15 protein-coding genes are annotated in these 13,994 nt (G+C 59.8%); 6 read left to right on the top strand and 9 right to left on the bottom strand.

Going from position 1 to position 13,994, the window contains the following annotated elements:
* Positions 1-201: 201 nt before the first annotated feature.
* On the bottom strand, positions 202-1,056 hold the full coding sequence (locus M9827_RS25755; RefSeq protein WP_250607965.1) for a LysR family transcriptional regulator: 855 nt from the start codon (positions 1,054-1,056) through the stop codon (positions 202-204).
* Positions 1,057-1,145: 89 nt separating this feature from the next.
* Here M9827_RS25755 and M9827_RS25760 point away from each other — a divergent pair, with 89 nt between their 5' ends.
* Positions 1,146-1,583, top strand: coding sequence for a multidrug/biocide efflux PACE transporter (locus tag M9827_RS25760; protein ID WP_250607966.1), 438 nt, complete (start codon positions 1,146-1,148; stop codon positions 1,581-1,583).
* Positions 1,584-1,701: 118 nt separating this feature from the next.
* Here M9827_RS25760 and M9827_RS25765 read toward each other — a convergent pair whose 3' ends face one another.
* On the bottom strand, positions 1,702-2,460 hold the full coding sequence (locus M9827_RS25765) for an SDR family NAD(P)-dependent oxidoreductase (protein ID WP_250607967.1): 759 nt from the start codon (positions 2,458-2,460) through the stop codon (positions 1,702-1,704).
* A 120-nt stretch (positions 2,461-2,580) separates the two neighbouring features.
* Between M9827_RS25765 and M9827_RS25770 the strand changes: the two genes are divergently transcribed.
* Positions 2,581-3,477, top strand: coding sequence for a LysR family transcriptional regulator (locus M9827_RS25770; protein ID WP_250607969.1), 897 nt, complete (start codon positions 2,581-2,583; stop codon positions 3,475-3,477).
* Between the two features lie 39 nt (positions 3,478-3,516).
* Here M9827_RS25770 and M9827_RS25775 read toward each other — a convergent pair whose 3' ends face one another.
* Positions 3,517-5,130 (bottom strand): inorganic phosphate transporter, encoded by a 1,614-nt coding sequence (locus M9827_RS25775; protein ID WP_250607970.1) that lies wholly within the window; start codon positions 5,128-5,130, stop codon positions 3,517-3,519.
* 201 nt (positions 5,131-5,331) lie between these two features.
* The gene (locus M9827_RS25780; protein ID WP_007917764.1) at positions 5,332-6,354 is read right to left on the bottom strand and encodes a transporter; all 1,023 of its coding nucleotides are present in this window, start codon (positions 6,352-6,354) and stop codon (positions 5,332-5,334) included.
* Between the two features lie 277 nt (positions 6,355-6,631).
* Between M9827_RS25780 and M9827_RS25785 the strand changes: the two genes are divergently transcribed.
* Positions 6,632-8,254, top strand: a complete 1,623-nt coding sequence (locus M9827_RS25785; RefSeq protein ID WP_250607971.1) for a methyl-accepting chemotaxis protein — start codon at positions 6,632-6,634, stop codon at positions 8,252-8,254.
* A 110-nt stretch (positions 8,255-8,364) separates the two neighbouring features.
* Entirely contained in the window at positions 8,365-8,811 is a 447-nt protein-coding gene (locus tag M9827_RS25790; RefSeq protein ID WP_250607972.1) for a hypothetical protein, read from the top strand.
* A 302-nt stretch (positions 8,812-9,113) separates the two neighbouring features.
* Here M9827_RS25790 and M9827_RS25795 read toward each other — a convergent pair whose 3' ends face one another.
* Both M9827_RS25795 and M9827_RS25800 read right to left on the bottom strand, forming a co-directional pair.
* Positions 9,114-9,419 carry a PepSY domain-containing protein gene (locus M9827_RS25795; protein WP_250607973.1) on the bottom strand — a complete coding sequence of 102 codons (306 nt, stop codon included), beginning with the start codon at positions 9,417-9,419 and terminating at the stop codon, positions 9,114-9,116.
* 147 nt (positions 9,420-9,566) lie between these two features.
* Positions 9,567-10,694, bottom strand: coding sequence for a glycerophosphodiester phosphodiesterase (locus tag M9827_RS25800; protein WP_250607974.1), 1,128 nt, complete (start codon positions 10,692-10,694; stop codon positions 9,567-9,569).
* A gap of 221 nt (positions 10,695-10,915) precedes the next feature.
* On the opposite strand from M9827_RS25800, the gene M9827_RS25805 reads away from it, so the two are divergent.
* Positions 10,916-11,242 carry a DUF2025 family protein gene (locus M9827_RS25805; protein WP_250607975.1) on the top strand — a complete coding sequence of 109 codons (327 nt, stop codon included), beginning with the start codon at positions 10,916-10,918 and terminating at the stop codon, positions 11,240-11,242.
* 132 nt (positions 11,243-11,374) lie between these two features.
* Here M9827_RS25805 and M9827_RS25810 read toward each other — a convergent pair whose 3' ends face one another.
* Together M9827_RS25810 and M9827_RS25815 are read right to left on the bottom strand one after the other, a co-directional pair.
* Positions 11,375-11,680 (bottom strand): antibiotic biosynthesis monooxygenase family protein, encoded by a 306-nt coding sequence (locus M9827_RS25810; RefSeq protein ID WP_250607977.1) that lies wholly within the window; start codon positions 11,678-11,680, stop codon positions 11,375-11,377.
* Entirely contained in the window at positions 11,680-12,384 is a 705-nt protein-coding gene (locus M9827_RS25815; RefSeq protein WP_250607979.1) for a CTP synthase C-terminal region-related (seleno)protein, read from the bottom strand. Before M9827_RS25815 ends, M9827_RS25810 begins: the two co-directional genes overlap by 1 nt.
* Before the next feature lie 15 nt (positions 12,385-12,399).
* On the opposite strand from M9827_RS25815, the gene M9827_RS25820 reads away from it, so the two are divergent.
* The gene (locus M9827_RS25820) at positions 12,400-13,341 is read left to right on the top strand and encodes a LysR family transcriptional regulator (protein ID WP_250607981.1); all 942 of its coding nucleotides are present in this window, start codon (positions 12,400-12,402) and stop codon (positions 13,339-13,341) included.
* Here the strand turns inward: M9827_RS25820 and M9827_RS25825 are convergent, their stop codons facing one another.
* Positions 13,342-13,875 carry a DUF1003 domain-containing protein gene (locus M9827_RS25825; RefSeq protein WP_250607983.1) on the bottom strand — a complete coding sequence of 178 codons (534 nt, stop codon included), beginning with the start codon at positions 13,873-13,875 and terminating at the stop codon, positions 13,342-13,344.
* Between the last annotated feature and the right edge of the window lie 119 nt (positions 13,876-13,994).

Raw genomic sequence — 13,994 nt, forward strand, 5'->3', positions numbered from 1 at the left:
AGCCTGTAAAGGTGTAAACGATGTCCCCGGTCTAATTTGTAAAGGATGTACCGGTCTCTACAGTGAGGGGCTTTTGAGCTCATATCCAATGAATCCATAATCGACTCGGTCTTTCAGGTCGATGTCTGACGCAAGACACCTCGGTCGGCCCCCTCTCCCTCCGGGAGAGGGCTGGGGTGAGGGTGGCTCGATCTTCAACCGCTATTCCAGCATCTTGCTCAACAACCAGCTCCCCGCCGGCCCCGGCGGATACAGCCGCGACCACAAGGCATCGACAAACACCGGTTTCGGCCAGCCGCGCACGTTCAATTCCACCAGTAAATCATTGCCAAAACGCTGCGCCAGCCAACGCGGCAACGGTGCCCAGCCAAAGCCTTTTTCGGCCATTTCCAGCAACATCAGATAACTCGGCGCCGACCACACCCGACCTTTGCCGCGACTGTCATAGGGATTGACGATGGTCGCCAGACGCAATTCGCGGTGCTGTTCCAAGATGTGCTGATCAACATGATCAAGCTTGGCCAGCGCGTGATCACGATTGACGAACAAGGCGATTTCCGTGCGCTCGGCCACCGTCGACGTCGCCAGATCCGGCGGGTAGTGCTCTTGCATTTCGGCGAAGGCCAGATGCGCACGACCGCGCTGCACCAGTTCGATCAGGTCATCGCATTCGGCGATCAGGCATTCGAGTTCCAGATCTGGATAACGCTGCTCAAACCCGACCAACGCCGCTTCAAAACGGTACGACTGATAAGTGTCGGAAATCGCCACGGTCAGCTTCGGCTCGACGCCTTGGGACAACTGCCGTGCGGTCATTTCCAGGCGACTGCTGGCCGCCAGAATCGCCTCGGCGCGTTGCAGCATCACATGCCCGGCCGGGGTCAGGGTCGGTTTGCGGCTGCTGCGATCGAACAACACCAGATCCAGATCGATCTCAAGGCTGGCCACCGCCGCGCTGATGGTCGACTGACTGCGCCCGAGTTTGCGCGCCGCTGCCGAAAACGAACCTTGGGTCGCCGCCTGGACAAACTCCAGCAGCACTTCGTGCGAGATCATCAACTATCGCCTTGATCGATGGTTATTGATTATGAAGTATCGATGCGAGCATGGACCATGGCAACCATCTTCACTCAAGGAGTCAGGCCATGACTGCTCATAAGTCCATCACTGAACGTATTTTCCAGGCCGTTGGTTTCGAACTGCTGGCCATCCTGATCTGCACCCCGTTGCTGGCGTGGATCATGCAAAAACCGATGCTTGAAATGGGCGCGGTGACCGTGTTGATCGCACTGCTGGCGCTGGCCTGGAACGTGGTGTTCAACCGTTTCTTCGACCGTATGCTGGCGCGCCTGAACGTTGCGCACAGCGCTTGGGTGCGTGTGGTGCACGCGCTGCTGTTCGAAGGTGGTTTGATCGTGATGGGTGTGCCGTTGATTGCCTGGTGGCTGTCGGTCAGCCTGTGGCAGGCGTTTTTGCTCGACATCGGCGTGCTGCTGTTTTTCCTGCCGTACACCTACGTTTATCACTGGGGCTACGACGTGGTGCGTGAGCGCTTCATGACCCGTAACGCTTGCCAGAACTAACTTCGATCCCCCTGTAGGAGCTGCCGAAGGCTGCGATCTTTTGATTTTGTTTTTAAAGACAAGATCAAAAGATCGCAGCCTTCGGCAGCTCCTACCAGGGAAAGTATTTCAGCGTTGGTTAGAGGAACATGCCACCGGATGCCTCGACCCGCTGACCATTGATCCACTGCGCACCCGGCGACAGCAACAACGCCAATGCCCCGCCAATATCATCCGGCTGCCCGGCCCGGCCCAATGCGGTGTTGCTGGCGACCATCGAATTCACCGCCGAATTGTCGCGTACGGCGCCACCACCGAAATCAGTCTCGATGGCGCCCGGCGCGAGAATGTTCACACCGATCTGCCGTGCACCCAGCTCTTTCGCCTGATAACGGGTCAACACTTCCATCGCCCCTTTCATCGCCGCATAGGCGCCGTAGCCCGGCAGGCTGAAACGGGTCAGGCCGCTGGAAATATTGATAATCCGCCCGCCGTCGTTGATCAGCGCGAGCAATTGTTGAGTCAGGAAGAACGGCCCTTTCAACTGAATATTCATCAGCAGATCGAACTGCTCCGGCGTGGTCTCGGCAAACAGCGCATGCACGCCGATCCCGGCATTGTTGATCAGGAAATCAAAGCGCTGACGGTCGAACGTCTGCTGCAATGCCTGTTCAACACGTGTACCGAAATCGGCAAAGGTTTCGCTGCGGCCGACGTCCAGTTGCAGCATTACGGCTTTCGCGCCGAGTGCCTGCAGTTCGGTTACCAATGCGTGGGCTTCATCGGCGCGGCTGTTGTAGGTACCGATGATGTCGATGCCCTGAGCAGCGAGGTGCAGGGCGGCGTTTTTACCGAGGCCTCGACTGGCGCCGGTGATCAATGCGATTTTGCGGTTCATGGGACGTCCTCGATTGCAGTGAGTGGTGATGGGACTCAGTTTATTTATCCGCCCTGAGGTGATAAACAGAGTGAATCCGGAATCACTGATCGGCTCAGCCGAACAATCAACGAGTGGCCCATGAACAAACTGGAATTGCTGCGCACCTTCGTCCGGGTCAGCGAATTGTCGAGTTTTACCCTCGCCGGCGAAAACCTTGGCTTGCCGCGCTCGACCGTGTCGGAACATGTGCAAGCGCTGGAAGCCCTGCTAGGTACACGCCTGCTGCAACGCACCACGCGCAAGGTGCAGGCGACGCAGGACGGCCTGGTGTTGTATGAACGCAGCAAGGATCTGCTCTCGCACATGGACGAGATCGAAGGGTTGTTCCGTCAGGACGAGGCTTCGCTGACCGGGCGCATCCGGGTCGACATGCCGAACATTCTTGCGCGGCGCCTGATCATGCCGCGCCTGCCGCAATTCATGGAGCGTCACCCGAACCTCGAACTGGAAATCAGCAGCACCGATCGCCGCGTCGACTTGCTCAGCGAAGGCTTCGATTGCGTGGTGCGCATCGGCGCGCAGCCGGATCAGTCGGTGGTGGCGCGGCACCTCGGCGACTTCCCCATGGTCAACTGCGCCAGCCCCGCCTACCTCGAGCGCTACGGTGTGCCGCAGACACTGGAGGACCTGGCGCAGCATCGACTGGTGCACTACGTCGGCGTGCTCGGTTCGCGTTCGGAAGGGTTTGTGTACGAGGAGGGCGGTCAGGTTAAACGCCTGCCGATGGCCGGCAGTATCACGGTCAACAGTACCGATGCTTACGAGTCGGCATGCCTGGGCGGGTTCGGTCTGACCCAGGTACCGCGCACCGGTATGCAACCGCATCTGGAAAACGGCGAGCTGGTCACCGTGCTGCCGCAATTCACCGCGCCGGCGATGGGCATTTCATTGCTCTATGCGCGGCAGCGGCATTTGCCGCTGCGGGTGCGGGTGTTTATGGACTGGCTCGGCGATCTGATTCGCTCTGCGCTCTAACTGACACCACACATCCAAATGTAGGGGATTTGTGGAGCGTCAGAAGATTTGGGTGAACAGCCAGTAGAGGCTGCCTGACAGCAGAATGGCAGCGGGGAGTGTCAGCACCCACGCCATCAGCAAATTACGGATGGTCTTCATCTGCAACCCGCCACCGTTGGCGACCATCGTCCCGGCCACACCGGACGACAACACGTGCGTCGTCGACACCGGCAAACCAAACATGTCTGCCGCGCCGATGGTCAGCATCGCCACGGTTTCCGCCGAGGCACCCTGGGCATAAGTCAGGTGGGTCTTGCCGATCTTCTCGCCGACCGTCACCACAATCCGCTTCCAGCCGACCATGGTGCCCAGCCCCAGCGCGATGGCCACGGCGATCTTCACCCACAGCGGGATAAACCGTGTGGCGTTGTCGATCTGCTGCTTGAACAGTTGCAGCTTGCCGCTGGTATCGGCGTCGAAATTGCCGACCTTGTTCTTGTCCATCAGGCGAATGCTTTCGCTGGCCAGGTACATGTCGTTACGCACGTTGCCCATGGCTTCGGCCGGGACTTTCGCCAGCGAACCGTAGCCTTTTACCTCTTCGCCGATGTGCCCGGTGAGGGCGGCGAGCGCGGGGATCAGCTGCGGCGTGGCGTCCTTGCTGCGCACGTAATCGGAGAGCACCGCACGCGCGTCGGCCGGCGTCGGCAGCGGGGCGCTTTTCACCAACGCCTGCTGGGTGACTTGCGCCACGGCGGCGAACTGCAGCGATTGTTCTTCCGGCATGGTGCGGTTCAAGGCGTAGGCCATCGGCAGCGTGCCGACCAGAATCAGCATGATCAGGCCCATGCCTTTCTGGCCGTCATTGGAGCCGTGGGCGAAGGACACGCCGGTGCAGGTCAGAATCAGCAAACCGCGAATCCACCACGGCGGCGGTGTGTTGCCTTTCGGCGCTTTATACAGCGAACGATTCTTCACGAATGCACGCAGCGCCAGCAGCAACAGCGCCGCACAACCGAAACCCACCAGCGGCGACAGCAGCAAGGCGTAACCGATCTTGGTCGCCTGCGCCCAATCGACACCGCTGGTGCCGTCACGGCCGTGCATCAAGGCATTGGCCACGCCGACGCCGATGATCGAACCGATCAAGGTGTGCGAAGACGACGCTGGCAAACCCAGCCACCAAGTGCCGAGGTTCCACAGGATCGCCGCGATCAGCAGGGCGAAAATCATCGAGAAACCGGCAGACGAACCAACCTGCAGAATCAACTCCACCGGCAGCAGCGCGATGATGCCGAACGCCACCGCGCCGCTCGAAAGCAACACGCCGAGGAAGTTGAAGAAACCCGACCAGACCACCGCCACATTCGGCGGCAGCGAGTGGGTGTAGATCACCGTCGCGACGGCGTTGGCGGTGTCGTGGAAACCGTTGACGAACTCAAAACCCAGGGCAATCAGCAGCGCCACACCGAGCAGCAGGAACGGCGTCCATGTGGTGACCACCGTGCCGAGTTCGTGCATGTCGTGCATCAGGCTGTAGGCGGTGAACAGCATCCCCATGGCCAGCACCGCGAAAAAGATCACGTAGGTGAACGGGCCGGTTTTTTTATCAAGAGCCGGCCTGCCGCTGGCGGCGGACGCAGGGCTGGCGGTCAGGGAGGGAGTAGCCATGGCAGGACAATCCTGAGCGAGGGAAGGAATGTCGCCCATGATCGTTGCAGAATGTTACAGAGAGACTGCGCCATGTCAGTGTTTGGCTGATTAACCTGACCATTGATCTGGAGGCAAAATCAAAAGATCGCAGCCTTCGGCAGCTCCTACAGGGGGAACTTATTCCAAGGTAGGAGCTGCCGAAGGCTGCGATCTTTGCTCTTAGTAATCCCCGCGCTTGCGAAACGCCCAACGCCCGGCAATCACGGTAAACGTCGCCACCAGCGCAACCAGAATCCAGAACCCCTCCGGATCCTGCGACAACGGCACCCCGCCCACATTCATCCCGAAAAAACCGGCAATGATGTTGATCGGCAGCGCCAGCACCGTGACCACGGTCAGGGTGAACAGCGTGCGGTTGCTCTGCTCGTTGAGGTTGGCGGCGATCTCTTCCTGCAACAGTTTGATCCGCTCACCGAGGGCGGTGAGGTCGTTGATGATCAGCGCAAACTCCTCGGTGGATTTGCGCAGTTCCTTGACGTCCTCCTTCTGCAACCAGGGCGGTGGCCGGTTGAGCAGACGCAGCAGTGAACCCGGCTCCAGCGCCAGCAGCCGTTGCAGGCGCACTAGCACCCGGCGATTGGCACCGAGTTCGGCGCGATTGGTCGACAGCCGCGAGGAAAGCAATTCGTCCTCGACCTGGTCGACGCTCATGCTGGTCTTGCGCACGATCTGCGTCAGCACTTCGCCTTGATCACGGAGCAGATGCACGAGCAATTCCGAGGGCGAACGAAAGCGTTCGCCAGCCTTCACCGACGAGCGCAGTTTGTCCACCGAATGCAGCGGTTGCAGACGCGCACTGACGATCAGTTTGCTGCGCACACAGACCCACAGCGTCGACACGTCCGAGGAGACCATACTGCTGAGGTTGAACACCACATCGTTGACCACCGCCAGCAACGCCGAGTCGACATGCTCGATGCGCGTCGACCGCGAGCCTTCATGCAATGCCTCGAAAAACTCCTCGGGCAATTGCAGATGACTTTTCATCCAGCGCTCGCACGCCGCATGCGCCAGATTGAGGTGCAGCCAAAGAAACTCACCGCTGTCGCTGTCGTCCTGCAAACAGCGCAATGCCGTGGCCGAGTCGACTTCGCGGCCACGTTCACCGGGCAGGAAGCGATAACCATAGAGCAGGCCAAACAGATCGGGATCGCGATGGCTGATATCGAGGCTGTGGTTCATGAAGGCTCGCTGCGAGGAGGGTGCGTCGGTCGCGCAAATGGCAGGTTCACTGAGCCGCATCATCGCAATGTCACATGACGTTTATGTGACAGCAAAGTGACGTCAATTCAGCGACTTACCGGCGGTCTGATTTTCTTCAAGAAGTGCTCTGGTGCGCCGATCACAGGTGCGTTAGGTTGCGCGCCATTGGCCATGAGCCAAGGCTCGCCGACAGGGATGTCCGGCAAAATTTCACGCCTTACCGGGCGTGCCTCATCCTTGTCCTGAGTATCTTTCGATGGTGCAAAAATCCCTGAGAGCGCAAATTCTCGCCCTGCTGAGCGGCAGCCTGCTGGCGGTGCTGTTGATTGCCCTGGCCTGTTTTCATTTCCTGTCCAACGGCGTGCAGAGTTACAGCCAGTTGATCGCCGGTCCCTTGCACACTTCGCAATTGATCGATGAAGCCAACCTGCAATTCAAGGTGCAGGTGCAGGAATGGAAAAACGTTCTGCTGCGTGGCAAGCAACCGGCGGATTTGGCCAAGTACTGGGGGCAGTTCGAAGACCGTCAGCGCGATGTGCAGAACATCCTCGGTGAACTGGCCAGCCAGAAAGGCATCGAACCGGCGCTGAAAACCCGTATCGAACGTCTGCGTGAAGAACATCGCTTGCTCGGTGCTGCCTACCAGAAGGGCCGCGATGCCTACGTAGCAGCCGGTGGCGATCCGACGGCGGGCGACAGCGCGGTCAAAGGTGTCGACCGTGCCGCCAGCGATCAGATGAGCGAACTGGTGGCCGAACTGCGCAAACAGGGCACCGAACAATCGGCGCTGATCAGTGCCGACGCCGATCGCACCGTCTGGCTGGGGCTGTTGGTGATGCTCGCATCGGGCCTGCTGATCGGCCTGCTGAGCCTGTGGCTGGTCAACCGCAACCTGGTCGAACCGATTCGCAAACTGATCGATTACGTCACGCAGTTAAGCCGCGGCAAACTCGCCGAGCGCGTGGTCAGCGACCGCCAGGATGAACTGGGCAATCTCGGCGCCGCCGCCAACATCCTGCGCGATTTCCTCGCCGAAACCTTCACCCGTTTGCAGCGCAGCGCCAGCGATCTGGACAGCGCCAGCGGTGAGTTGAACGCGATCGCCACGACCATGGCCGGCGGCACCAACGAGCAGTTCAACCGCACCGATCAAGTCGCTACGGCCATGAACGAAATGTCCGCCACCGCCCAGGAAGTGGCGCGTCACGCCGCCGACGCCGCACGGGCCGCCGACGATGCGGATCAGTCCGCCCAGCAGGGTGAAAAGGTCATGCAGAGCACCATTCACTCGATCACTCAGATGCGCGGCGAAATCGCCAACACCGCCACGGTGATCCGTCGTCTGGAAGCCGACAGCGGCCGCATCGGCAAAGTGCTGGAAGTGATTCGCGGCATCGCCGAACAGACCAATCTGCTGGCCTTGAACGCGGCAATCGAAGCGGCGCGTGCCGGTGAGGCCGGGCGTGGTTTTGCCGTGGTCGCCGATGAAGTGCGCAACCTCGCACAACGCACTGCCGAGTCGATCATCGAGATCAACCAGATCATCCAGAGCGTGCAGACCGGCGCGGTGGACGCGGCGCAAGCCATCGACAGCGGCCAGACGCGCAGTGATGAAAGCGTCGAGCAGGTGACCCAGGCCGGCGCAATGCTGGAGCGCATCACCCACGCGGTGGAGGCGATCCGCGACATGAACCGTCAGATCGCCACCGCTGCCGAAGAGCAGACCTCAGTGGCCGAGGACATCTCGCGCAACCTTACCGAGATCACCTCGATCGCCAGCACCAACCTCGACAATGTGCAGCGCACCGAAAGCGCCAGCCAGAACCTGCATGCTCTGTCGGGGCAACTGAACGAAGTCACTGCTCGCCTGAGCGCCTGACGGCATTGACCGTGTACCGGTTCGGATACCGAGTCGGTACACAGTCGATCTCAAATTGAGGCGGCTGTGGTCGATGACCGGTTATCCATAACCGTTATTGGAGTACTTCCATGGTCAGCATCACGTCTGTTTCGATCAATCAGACCGTTAGCACACCCACCAGCAAAACGTCGATCAGTGACGTTGGTGACGACACATCTACCTCAGCAACCGCGAGCACGGGCGCGACTGCCGATACCGGTAAAGTCGGCGCCGGTGGTGGGGCCGCTCCGGCGGGTGACAGCAGCTCCAGCAGCAGTGAAGAGTCGGATTCGGTAAAAGAACTGCGCAAGCAGATTGCCGAGTTGCAGAAGCAATTGCAGGAGGAGCAGCAAGCGCTGCAAGCGGCGCAGGCGAAGCAGGAAAGTTCGGATGCCAAGGCTGTCGAAGTAGCCGCCGCACAGGCGCAGATCACCGCCACCTCGGCCTCCCTGTCAACTGCAACGGCCTCGCTGTTGCAGGCGTTGCAAGATTCCGACAGCAGCACTTCCGGTTCGCTGGTCAGCACCTCGGTGTGATGCCTTTTCCCTCACCCTAGCCCTCTCCCGGAGGGAGAGGGGACTGACCGCGGGGACTATTCGAGCTACGCCGACCTGAGATTTCGAGGCGCACTCAGGTCCTTGGTGTTTCCTTGTCGGCATCAAGATTGCGAGTCGAACTCAGGTCTTGAATAGCCCCCGATCTGCTCCCTTTCCCCTCGCCCCCTGGGGGAGAGGGCTGGGGTGAGGGGGAGAAAATCTCACTGACACCAAATCAAAAAAGCCGAACGCAAAAAAGCCGCACGATCTTTCAATCGTGCGGCTCTTGGCGGTGCGTTCAATCAAGTGTCTTGCTTGTTGCTCAGCACGTTGCCGGTAGTTGCATCAAAGTCCACATCGAACTCTTTACCGTCAGCGGTCTTCAATTCAACTTCATACTCATAACCGTTGAAGTGGTTATCCAGGTCGGTGTCAGTGATGGTCGCACCCGGGTACAGTTTCAGCGCTTTGGCGTTCATCGATTCCAGCGACTTGATCTTGCCTTCCTTGACCAGTTGCGGGATCTGGTCGACGCGGACATCAGCCTGGGCCAGGCCAGCGGTGAGGGTCAGGGCAGCAGCGGTAAACAGGGCAGTCAAAGTTTTCATGAGTTCGTTCCTTGCTTGTTTAAGTGCGTGTTCTGTTGAAGTGGGTTCAGATTATCCACTGCAACTTAACTCACCCTTAAAACAACGCATCGCGCGCAGGACTCGCAGGAGCGAACCTGCTCGCGATGGGAATACCCGGATTTCAGATCAGAACCCGTTGTTCTTCAACACCTGATCAACACTGCCGGCCGCCGGGCGTTTGTAGAACTTCAACAGTTCGCTGGCGCGGTTGGTGAAGATGCCGTCGACACCGGCTGCCATGACTTTCTCGAAGTCCACCGGCTCATCAACGGTGTAGACGTGCACCAGCATGCCCTGATCGTGGGTGTATTGGTTCATCCACGGTTGCACCAGATCCGAATAGCTCTGGTCGCCGCCCTTGGTCAGCTTCGCCGACGGGCCGGTGCCGATTGCACCTTGCGCCTTGGCGTAGTCCACCCATTGCTTGAATTCGGCTTCGGACTTGGGTTCTTGTTTGCCGTAGAAAACGTTTTTGTCTTTCTCGCCGGATTCGGCAAACGTCACTTTCGATTTCGGTTCGATGCTGCCTTCGCCGACCCACAGCAGGAGGATCTTCGGCACTTGCGGCATTTCTTTTTCCAGCAGGGCGAGGCTGTTTTTCTCGAACGTCTGCAGGATCACCTTGCCTTTACCCTGACCAACACCCAGTGCGCTTTTCGCCAGCTTCGAACCGGCCGGGCTCAGCCAGCCACGATCCTGAAGTTTCTCTTTCAGGTCTTTCTCGATCCCGGGAAACAGCTGCGGCTCTTTGGTCTCGATGTACAAGCCTGGCTTGTGTTGCGGATTGGCCTGGGCGATGTCGATGATTTCATCGAGGGTCAGAATTTTCAGCCCGGCGTAGGACGGGCGGGCGCGATCCGGGTACTTGGCGTTGAACCAGCTGCCAGCGTCGAGGGTTTTCAGTTCGGCCATGGTGAACGCGGTGGCCGAGGCATCCTTGCGCTCCGGAAACTTGGTGGCGACGTCGGTGGTGCGTTGCAGGTTGTCGTCGTGCAGGGCGAACAGCACGCCGTCCTTGCTGCGCTGCAGGTCCATTTCCAGGTAATCGGCGCCGAGGTCGCGGGCCAGTTTATAGGACGCGGCGGTGGATTCCGGAGCATCGAAGGACGCGCCACGGTGAGCGATCACCGCCGGGTGCGGGATGCCATTGGCGGCAGCGATCGCCTTCGGGTCGGTTTGGCTGGCGGCGTGTGCCTGACCGAGGCCGAGCAGCAGGCTCAGGACCAGAGCGCTTTTGGTGAAAGTGGCGGGCATGTTCGAGTTCCTTTCGCAGGGCATTTTCAAAGACGTACCTTTTAACAACTGAATCGATCGCGTGCTATCGCAAGACCGACATAAACGTATTAAAAGCGATTTTTCCTGCACTTTTGTGGCGCGGTTTGCAGTACGCTTGCCCTCGGCAGACGTCCCGGCAGAGGGCGCGCCGCTCCGTTGCCCTGCGTGTAAACCATCGATCATCTTTCGTGAGGTTTACCATGCGCATCACCTCCCAACTCATCTGCCAGGCTGCCGACGATCTCAAGGGTTTTGTCGGCCTCAACCGCAAGACCGGCCAGTACATCGTGCGCTTCAGCGAGGATTCGTTCGGCATGGACGTGGCGGATGACGGCATTATTCCTGTGAATGAATTCGTCTGGGTGCCGGCAACAGCACAGACCATGACCCTTAAACGCGAGTTGATTCAGTTGCTGCTGGATCAGAACATCGATGAGCGGATCAACATCACCGAACCGTTGCGGGTGTATATGAGCAAGGTTGAAGTGCCGGAGATTGTCGCGGTGCGCAGTCTGGTGCGCGGCTGAAGTTTTTTAGTGGCTGTACCGGCCCCATCGCTGGCAAGCCAGCTCCCACAGGTACGTTGTGATCTTCAGAGCAGCGCATAACCTGTGGGAGCTGGCTTGCCAGCGATGAGGCCGGTGAGTTCACCACCCACATCACAGGCTGAACCGATACTCACGCTCAACCCGGCACACCCGCGTATGAAACGCCGAATACCATTCCGAGCGCCCACGCTGTTGAATCAACCGATGCTCCGGGTTCTGCCGCCACGCCAGAATCGCCGCTTCGCTCTGCCAGTACGACACCGTAATCCCCACGCCATCCGCCCCTCGAACCGACTCCACGCCAAGAAACCCGGGCTGTTCGCGCACCAACGATTCCATGCGCAAAGCCGCTTCGGCATAGCCGTTATCACCCTCGGTACGGGTCGAGGTAAAAATCACCGCAAAGCAGGAAGTCATCAACGCGCCTGCGCGCAAGCGTCGACAAACGCGCGCACCAGCGGCGGCATCTGCCCTTTGAGCGCGGCACGTTCCGGCTGAAACAACGTCGCGACAAAGAACCGGTGATCCTTGAGTTCAATCGCACGCAAATCCCCTGACGAATCATGACCCACAGCTTGTAGCCGATCGTTCAACAGTTGCCGTTCGAACAGCGGATTCACACCGAAGCGGCAGCGGTAGCCTTCACTAATCTGCGACGTTTCGTACGCCTTGGCGATCAACGAGCCGGGCACCAGGTGAATGCTGTCCACCGCTTCGACCAGCGAACAGGTCAACGGCGTGAGTACGGCGCGTTCTGAGTCGGGCGATGTTTCACCATGTTCCGCATCCACCCAGCCCAACACGTTGCGGGAAAATTCCAGCACCGCATGCTGAAAACCGCCGCAGGTGCCGAGGAAAGGGCGCTGCTGTTCGCGGGCAAAACGGATTGCTCGCAGTGCGCCGTCTTCGCTTTTATAAGGACTGGCGGGTACGCACCAGAAACCGTCGAACTCGCCGAGTGGCGTGTCGGCGTGAATCTGCTCGGTGGGCAGCCATTGGAATTGCACGTCCCGGTTGAGGTGTTCGGCAACCAGACCGAGGGCGACAGGAATGGCTTGGTGAGCGGTGACTTGCGGGTCGTAATCGCCAATCAGGGCGATACGGATGGCGCTGTTTTCCATGGGAGTTCCCTGCGCTTGTTGATTGATGGCAGTCACTATAGATTGGCGTTCACGCACTCAATATTGGCGTTTGCCCAAGTGATCAATGCAGCCATGCACTATCAGCTCGACTACCCTGATCTGGCCCTGATTCTTGCCTTGGTACGTGGCGGCTCTCTGGCCCGGGCTTCACAGCTATTGAAGGTCGATGTGTCGACGGTGTTCCGCGCCGTGCGCCGTCTCGAAGCTGCACTGGGCCAGCAACTGTTCGAAAAAAGCCGCGCCGGTTATCTGCCGACAACCCTCGCGCAGACGCTGGCCGAGCAGGCCGAACGCGCCGAACAGGCATTGGAGGCCGCGCGCATTGGTGTGGAGCAGGGCGGCGAAGTGGTCAGCGGCACGGTGCGCCTGACCTGCACCGATTCGGTGTTGCAGGGCTTGTTGCTGCCGGCGCTGGCGCAGTTCATGCCCCAATATCCGGCGCTGACCCTTGAGCTGAGCACCTCCAACGATTTCGCCAACCTCAGCCGCCGCGATGCCGACATCGCCCTGCGCCTGACGCGTACACCGCCGGAGCATCTGGTCGGACGGCAACTGGCGAAGATTTCCTACCGGGTCTGCGCCAGTGCCCGCTATCTGCAGAACGTCGATGCGACGGATCTGACAGCGCTGACCTGGATCGCCCCGGATGACTTTTTACCCGATCACCCGACCGTCGCCTGGCGTCGCCAGCACCTGCCCGGCGTCACTCCGGGGTATCGCTGCAACAGCATGTTGTCGGTGACCGAACTGGTTCGCGCCGGTCTCGGCGTGGCGGCATTACCGGACTTTCTGGTCACCGAGGGTGTGCAGGCGTTGAGCGAGCCGCTGCACGGTTACGACACCGCGCTGTGGCTGCTGACGCGCCCGGATTGCCGCGCCTTGCGTTCGGTGGTGACGCTGTTCGATGAATTGGCGCGGGCGCTGCGTTTGCCGTGATCAGTGCTGCGAGTTCTGGCGCATGTGAGCGTGCAGTTCACTGGTCAGGCTGGCGATGCGTTCGGTAAGGTTTTTGGTCATCTCGGTGAGGCGGGTGTTCTGCTCCAGCAGTTCAAGCAGTTGCGCGGTGTTCTTCGCCGCTTGGGCCTGACGCTCGGTATTGGCCTGTGCCAGGGCTTCGCGGTGTTGCGCGTCGGCATCGGCCTGCGCCTTGTCGCGCGCGGCCTGACGGGTTTGAGCGAGCAGAATCAGCGGCGCGGCGTAGGCAGCCTGGAGGCTGAACGCCAGGTTGAGCAGGATGAACGGGTAAACGTCGAATTGCGTCACGCCGAACACATTGAGGCCGATCCACACCGCGACGATCACGGTTTGCGCACCGAGAAATAGCGGCGTGCCGAAGAACCGCGCAAATGCCTCGGCGCGCAGGGCAAACTTGTCGTTGCCGAAGGTGGTGTTGAGGTGGGCGTGGGGGCGGTGGAAGCGCAGGTGATCGACGGGGGCCGCTTCAGGTGTTGCGGGTTTTTCAGTGGTCATGATGCACTCGGCAGGACTTGAGACTGAAGCTCACTATAGTCCTGCATTGCGGCTCATGGCCCTTTCGCGAGCAGGCTCGCTCCCACATTGGATTGCATTTCCCTGTGGGAGCGAGCCTG

This window comes from Pseudomonas sp. AKS31 (assembly GCF_023634765.1).
GTDB lineage: Bacteria > Pseudomonadota > Gammaproteobacteria > Pseudomonadales > Pseudomonadaceae > Aquipseudomonas.

Coding starts and splice junctions, on each gene's coding strand:
- M9827_RS25755 (WP_250607965.1), bottom strand. CDS start 1,056: ATGATCTCGCACGAAGTGCTGCTGGAGTTTGTCCAGGCGGCGACCCAA.
- M9827_RS25760 (WP_250607966.1), top strand. CDS start 1,146: ATGACTGCTCATAAGTCCATCACTGAACGTATTTTCCAGGCCGTTGGT.
- M9827_RS25765 (WP_250607967.1), bottom strand. CDS start 2,460: ATGAACCGCAAAATCGCATTGATCACCGGCGCCAGTCGAGGCCTCGGT.
- M9827_RS25770 (WP_250607969.1), top strand. CDS start 2,581: ATGAACAAACTGGAATTGCTGCGCACCTTCGTCCGGGTCAGCGAATTG.
- M9827_RS25775 (WP_250607970.1), bottom strand. CDS start 5,130: ATGGCTACTCCCTCCCTGACCGCCAGCCCTGCGTCCGCCGCCAGCGGC.
- M9827_RS25780 (WP_007917764.1), bottom strand. CDS start 6,354: ATGAACCACAGCCTCGATATCAGCCATCGCGATCCCGATCTGTTTGGC.
- M9827_RS25785 (WP_250607971.1), top strand. CDS start 6,632: ATGGTGCAAAAATCCCTGAGAGCGCAAATTCTCGCCCTGCTGAGCGGC.
- M9827_RS25790 (WP_250607972.1), top strand. CDS start 8,365: ATGGTCAGCATCACGTCTGTTTCGATCAATCAGACCGTTAGCACACCC.
- M9827_RS25795 (WP_250607973.1), bottom strand. CDS start 9,419: ATGAAAACTTTGACTGCCCTGTTTACCGCTGCTGCCCTGACCCTCACC.
- M9827_RS25800 (WP_250607974.1), bottom strand. CDS start 10,694: ATGCCCGCCACTTTCACCAAAAGCGCTCTGGTCCTGAGCCTGCTGCTC.
- M9827_RS25805 (WP_250607975.1), top strand. CDS start 10,916: ATGCGCATCACCTCCCAACTCATCTGCCAGGCTGCCGACGATCTCAAG.
- M9827_RS25810 (WP_250607977.1), bottom strand. CDS start 11,680: ATGACTTCCTGCTTTGCGGTGATTTTTACCTCGACCCGTACCGAGGGT.
- M9827_RS25815 (WP_250607979.1), bottom strand. CDS start 12,384: ATGGAAAACAGCGCCATCCGTATCGCCCTGATTGGCGATTACGACCCG.
- M9827_RS25825 (WP_250607983.1), bottom strand. CDS start 13,875: ATGACCACTGAAAAACCCGCAACACCTGAAGCGGCCCCCGTCGATCAC.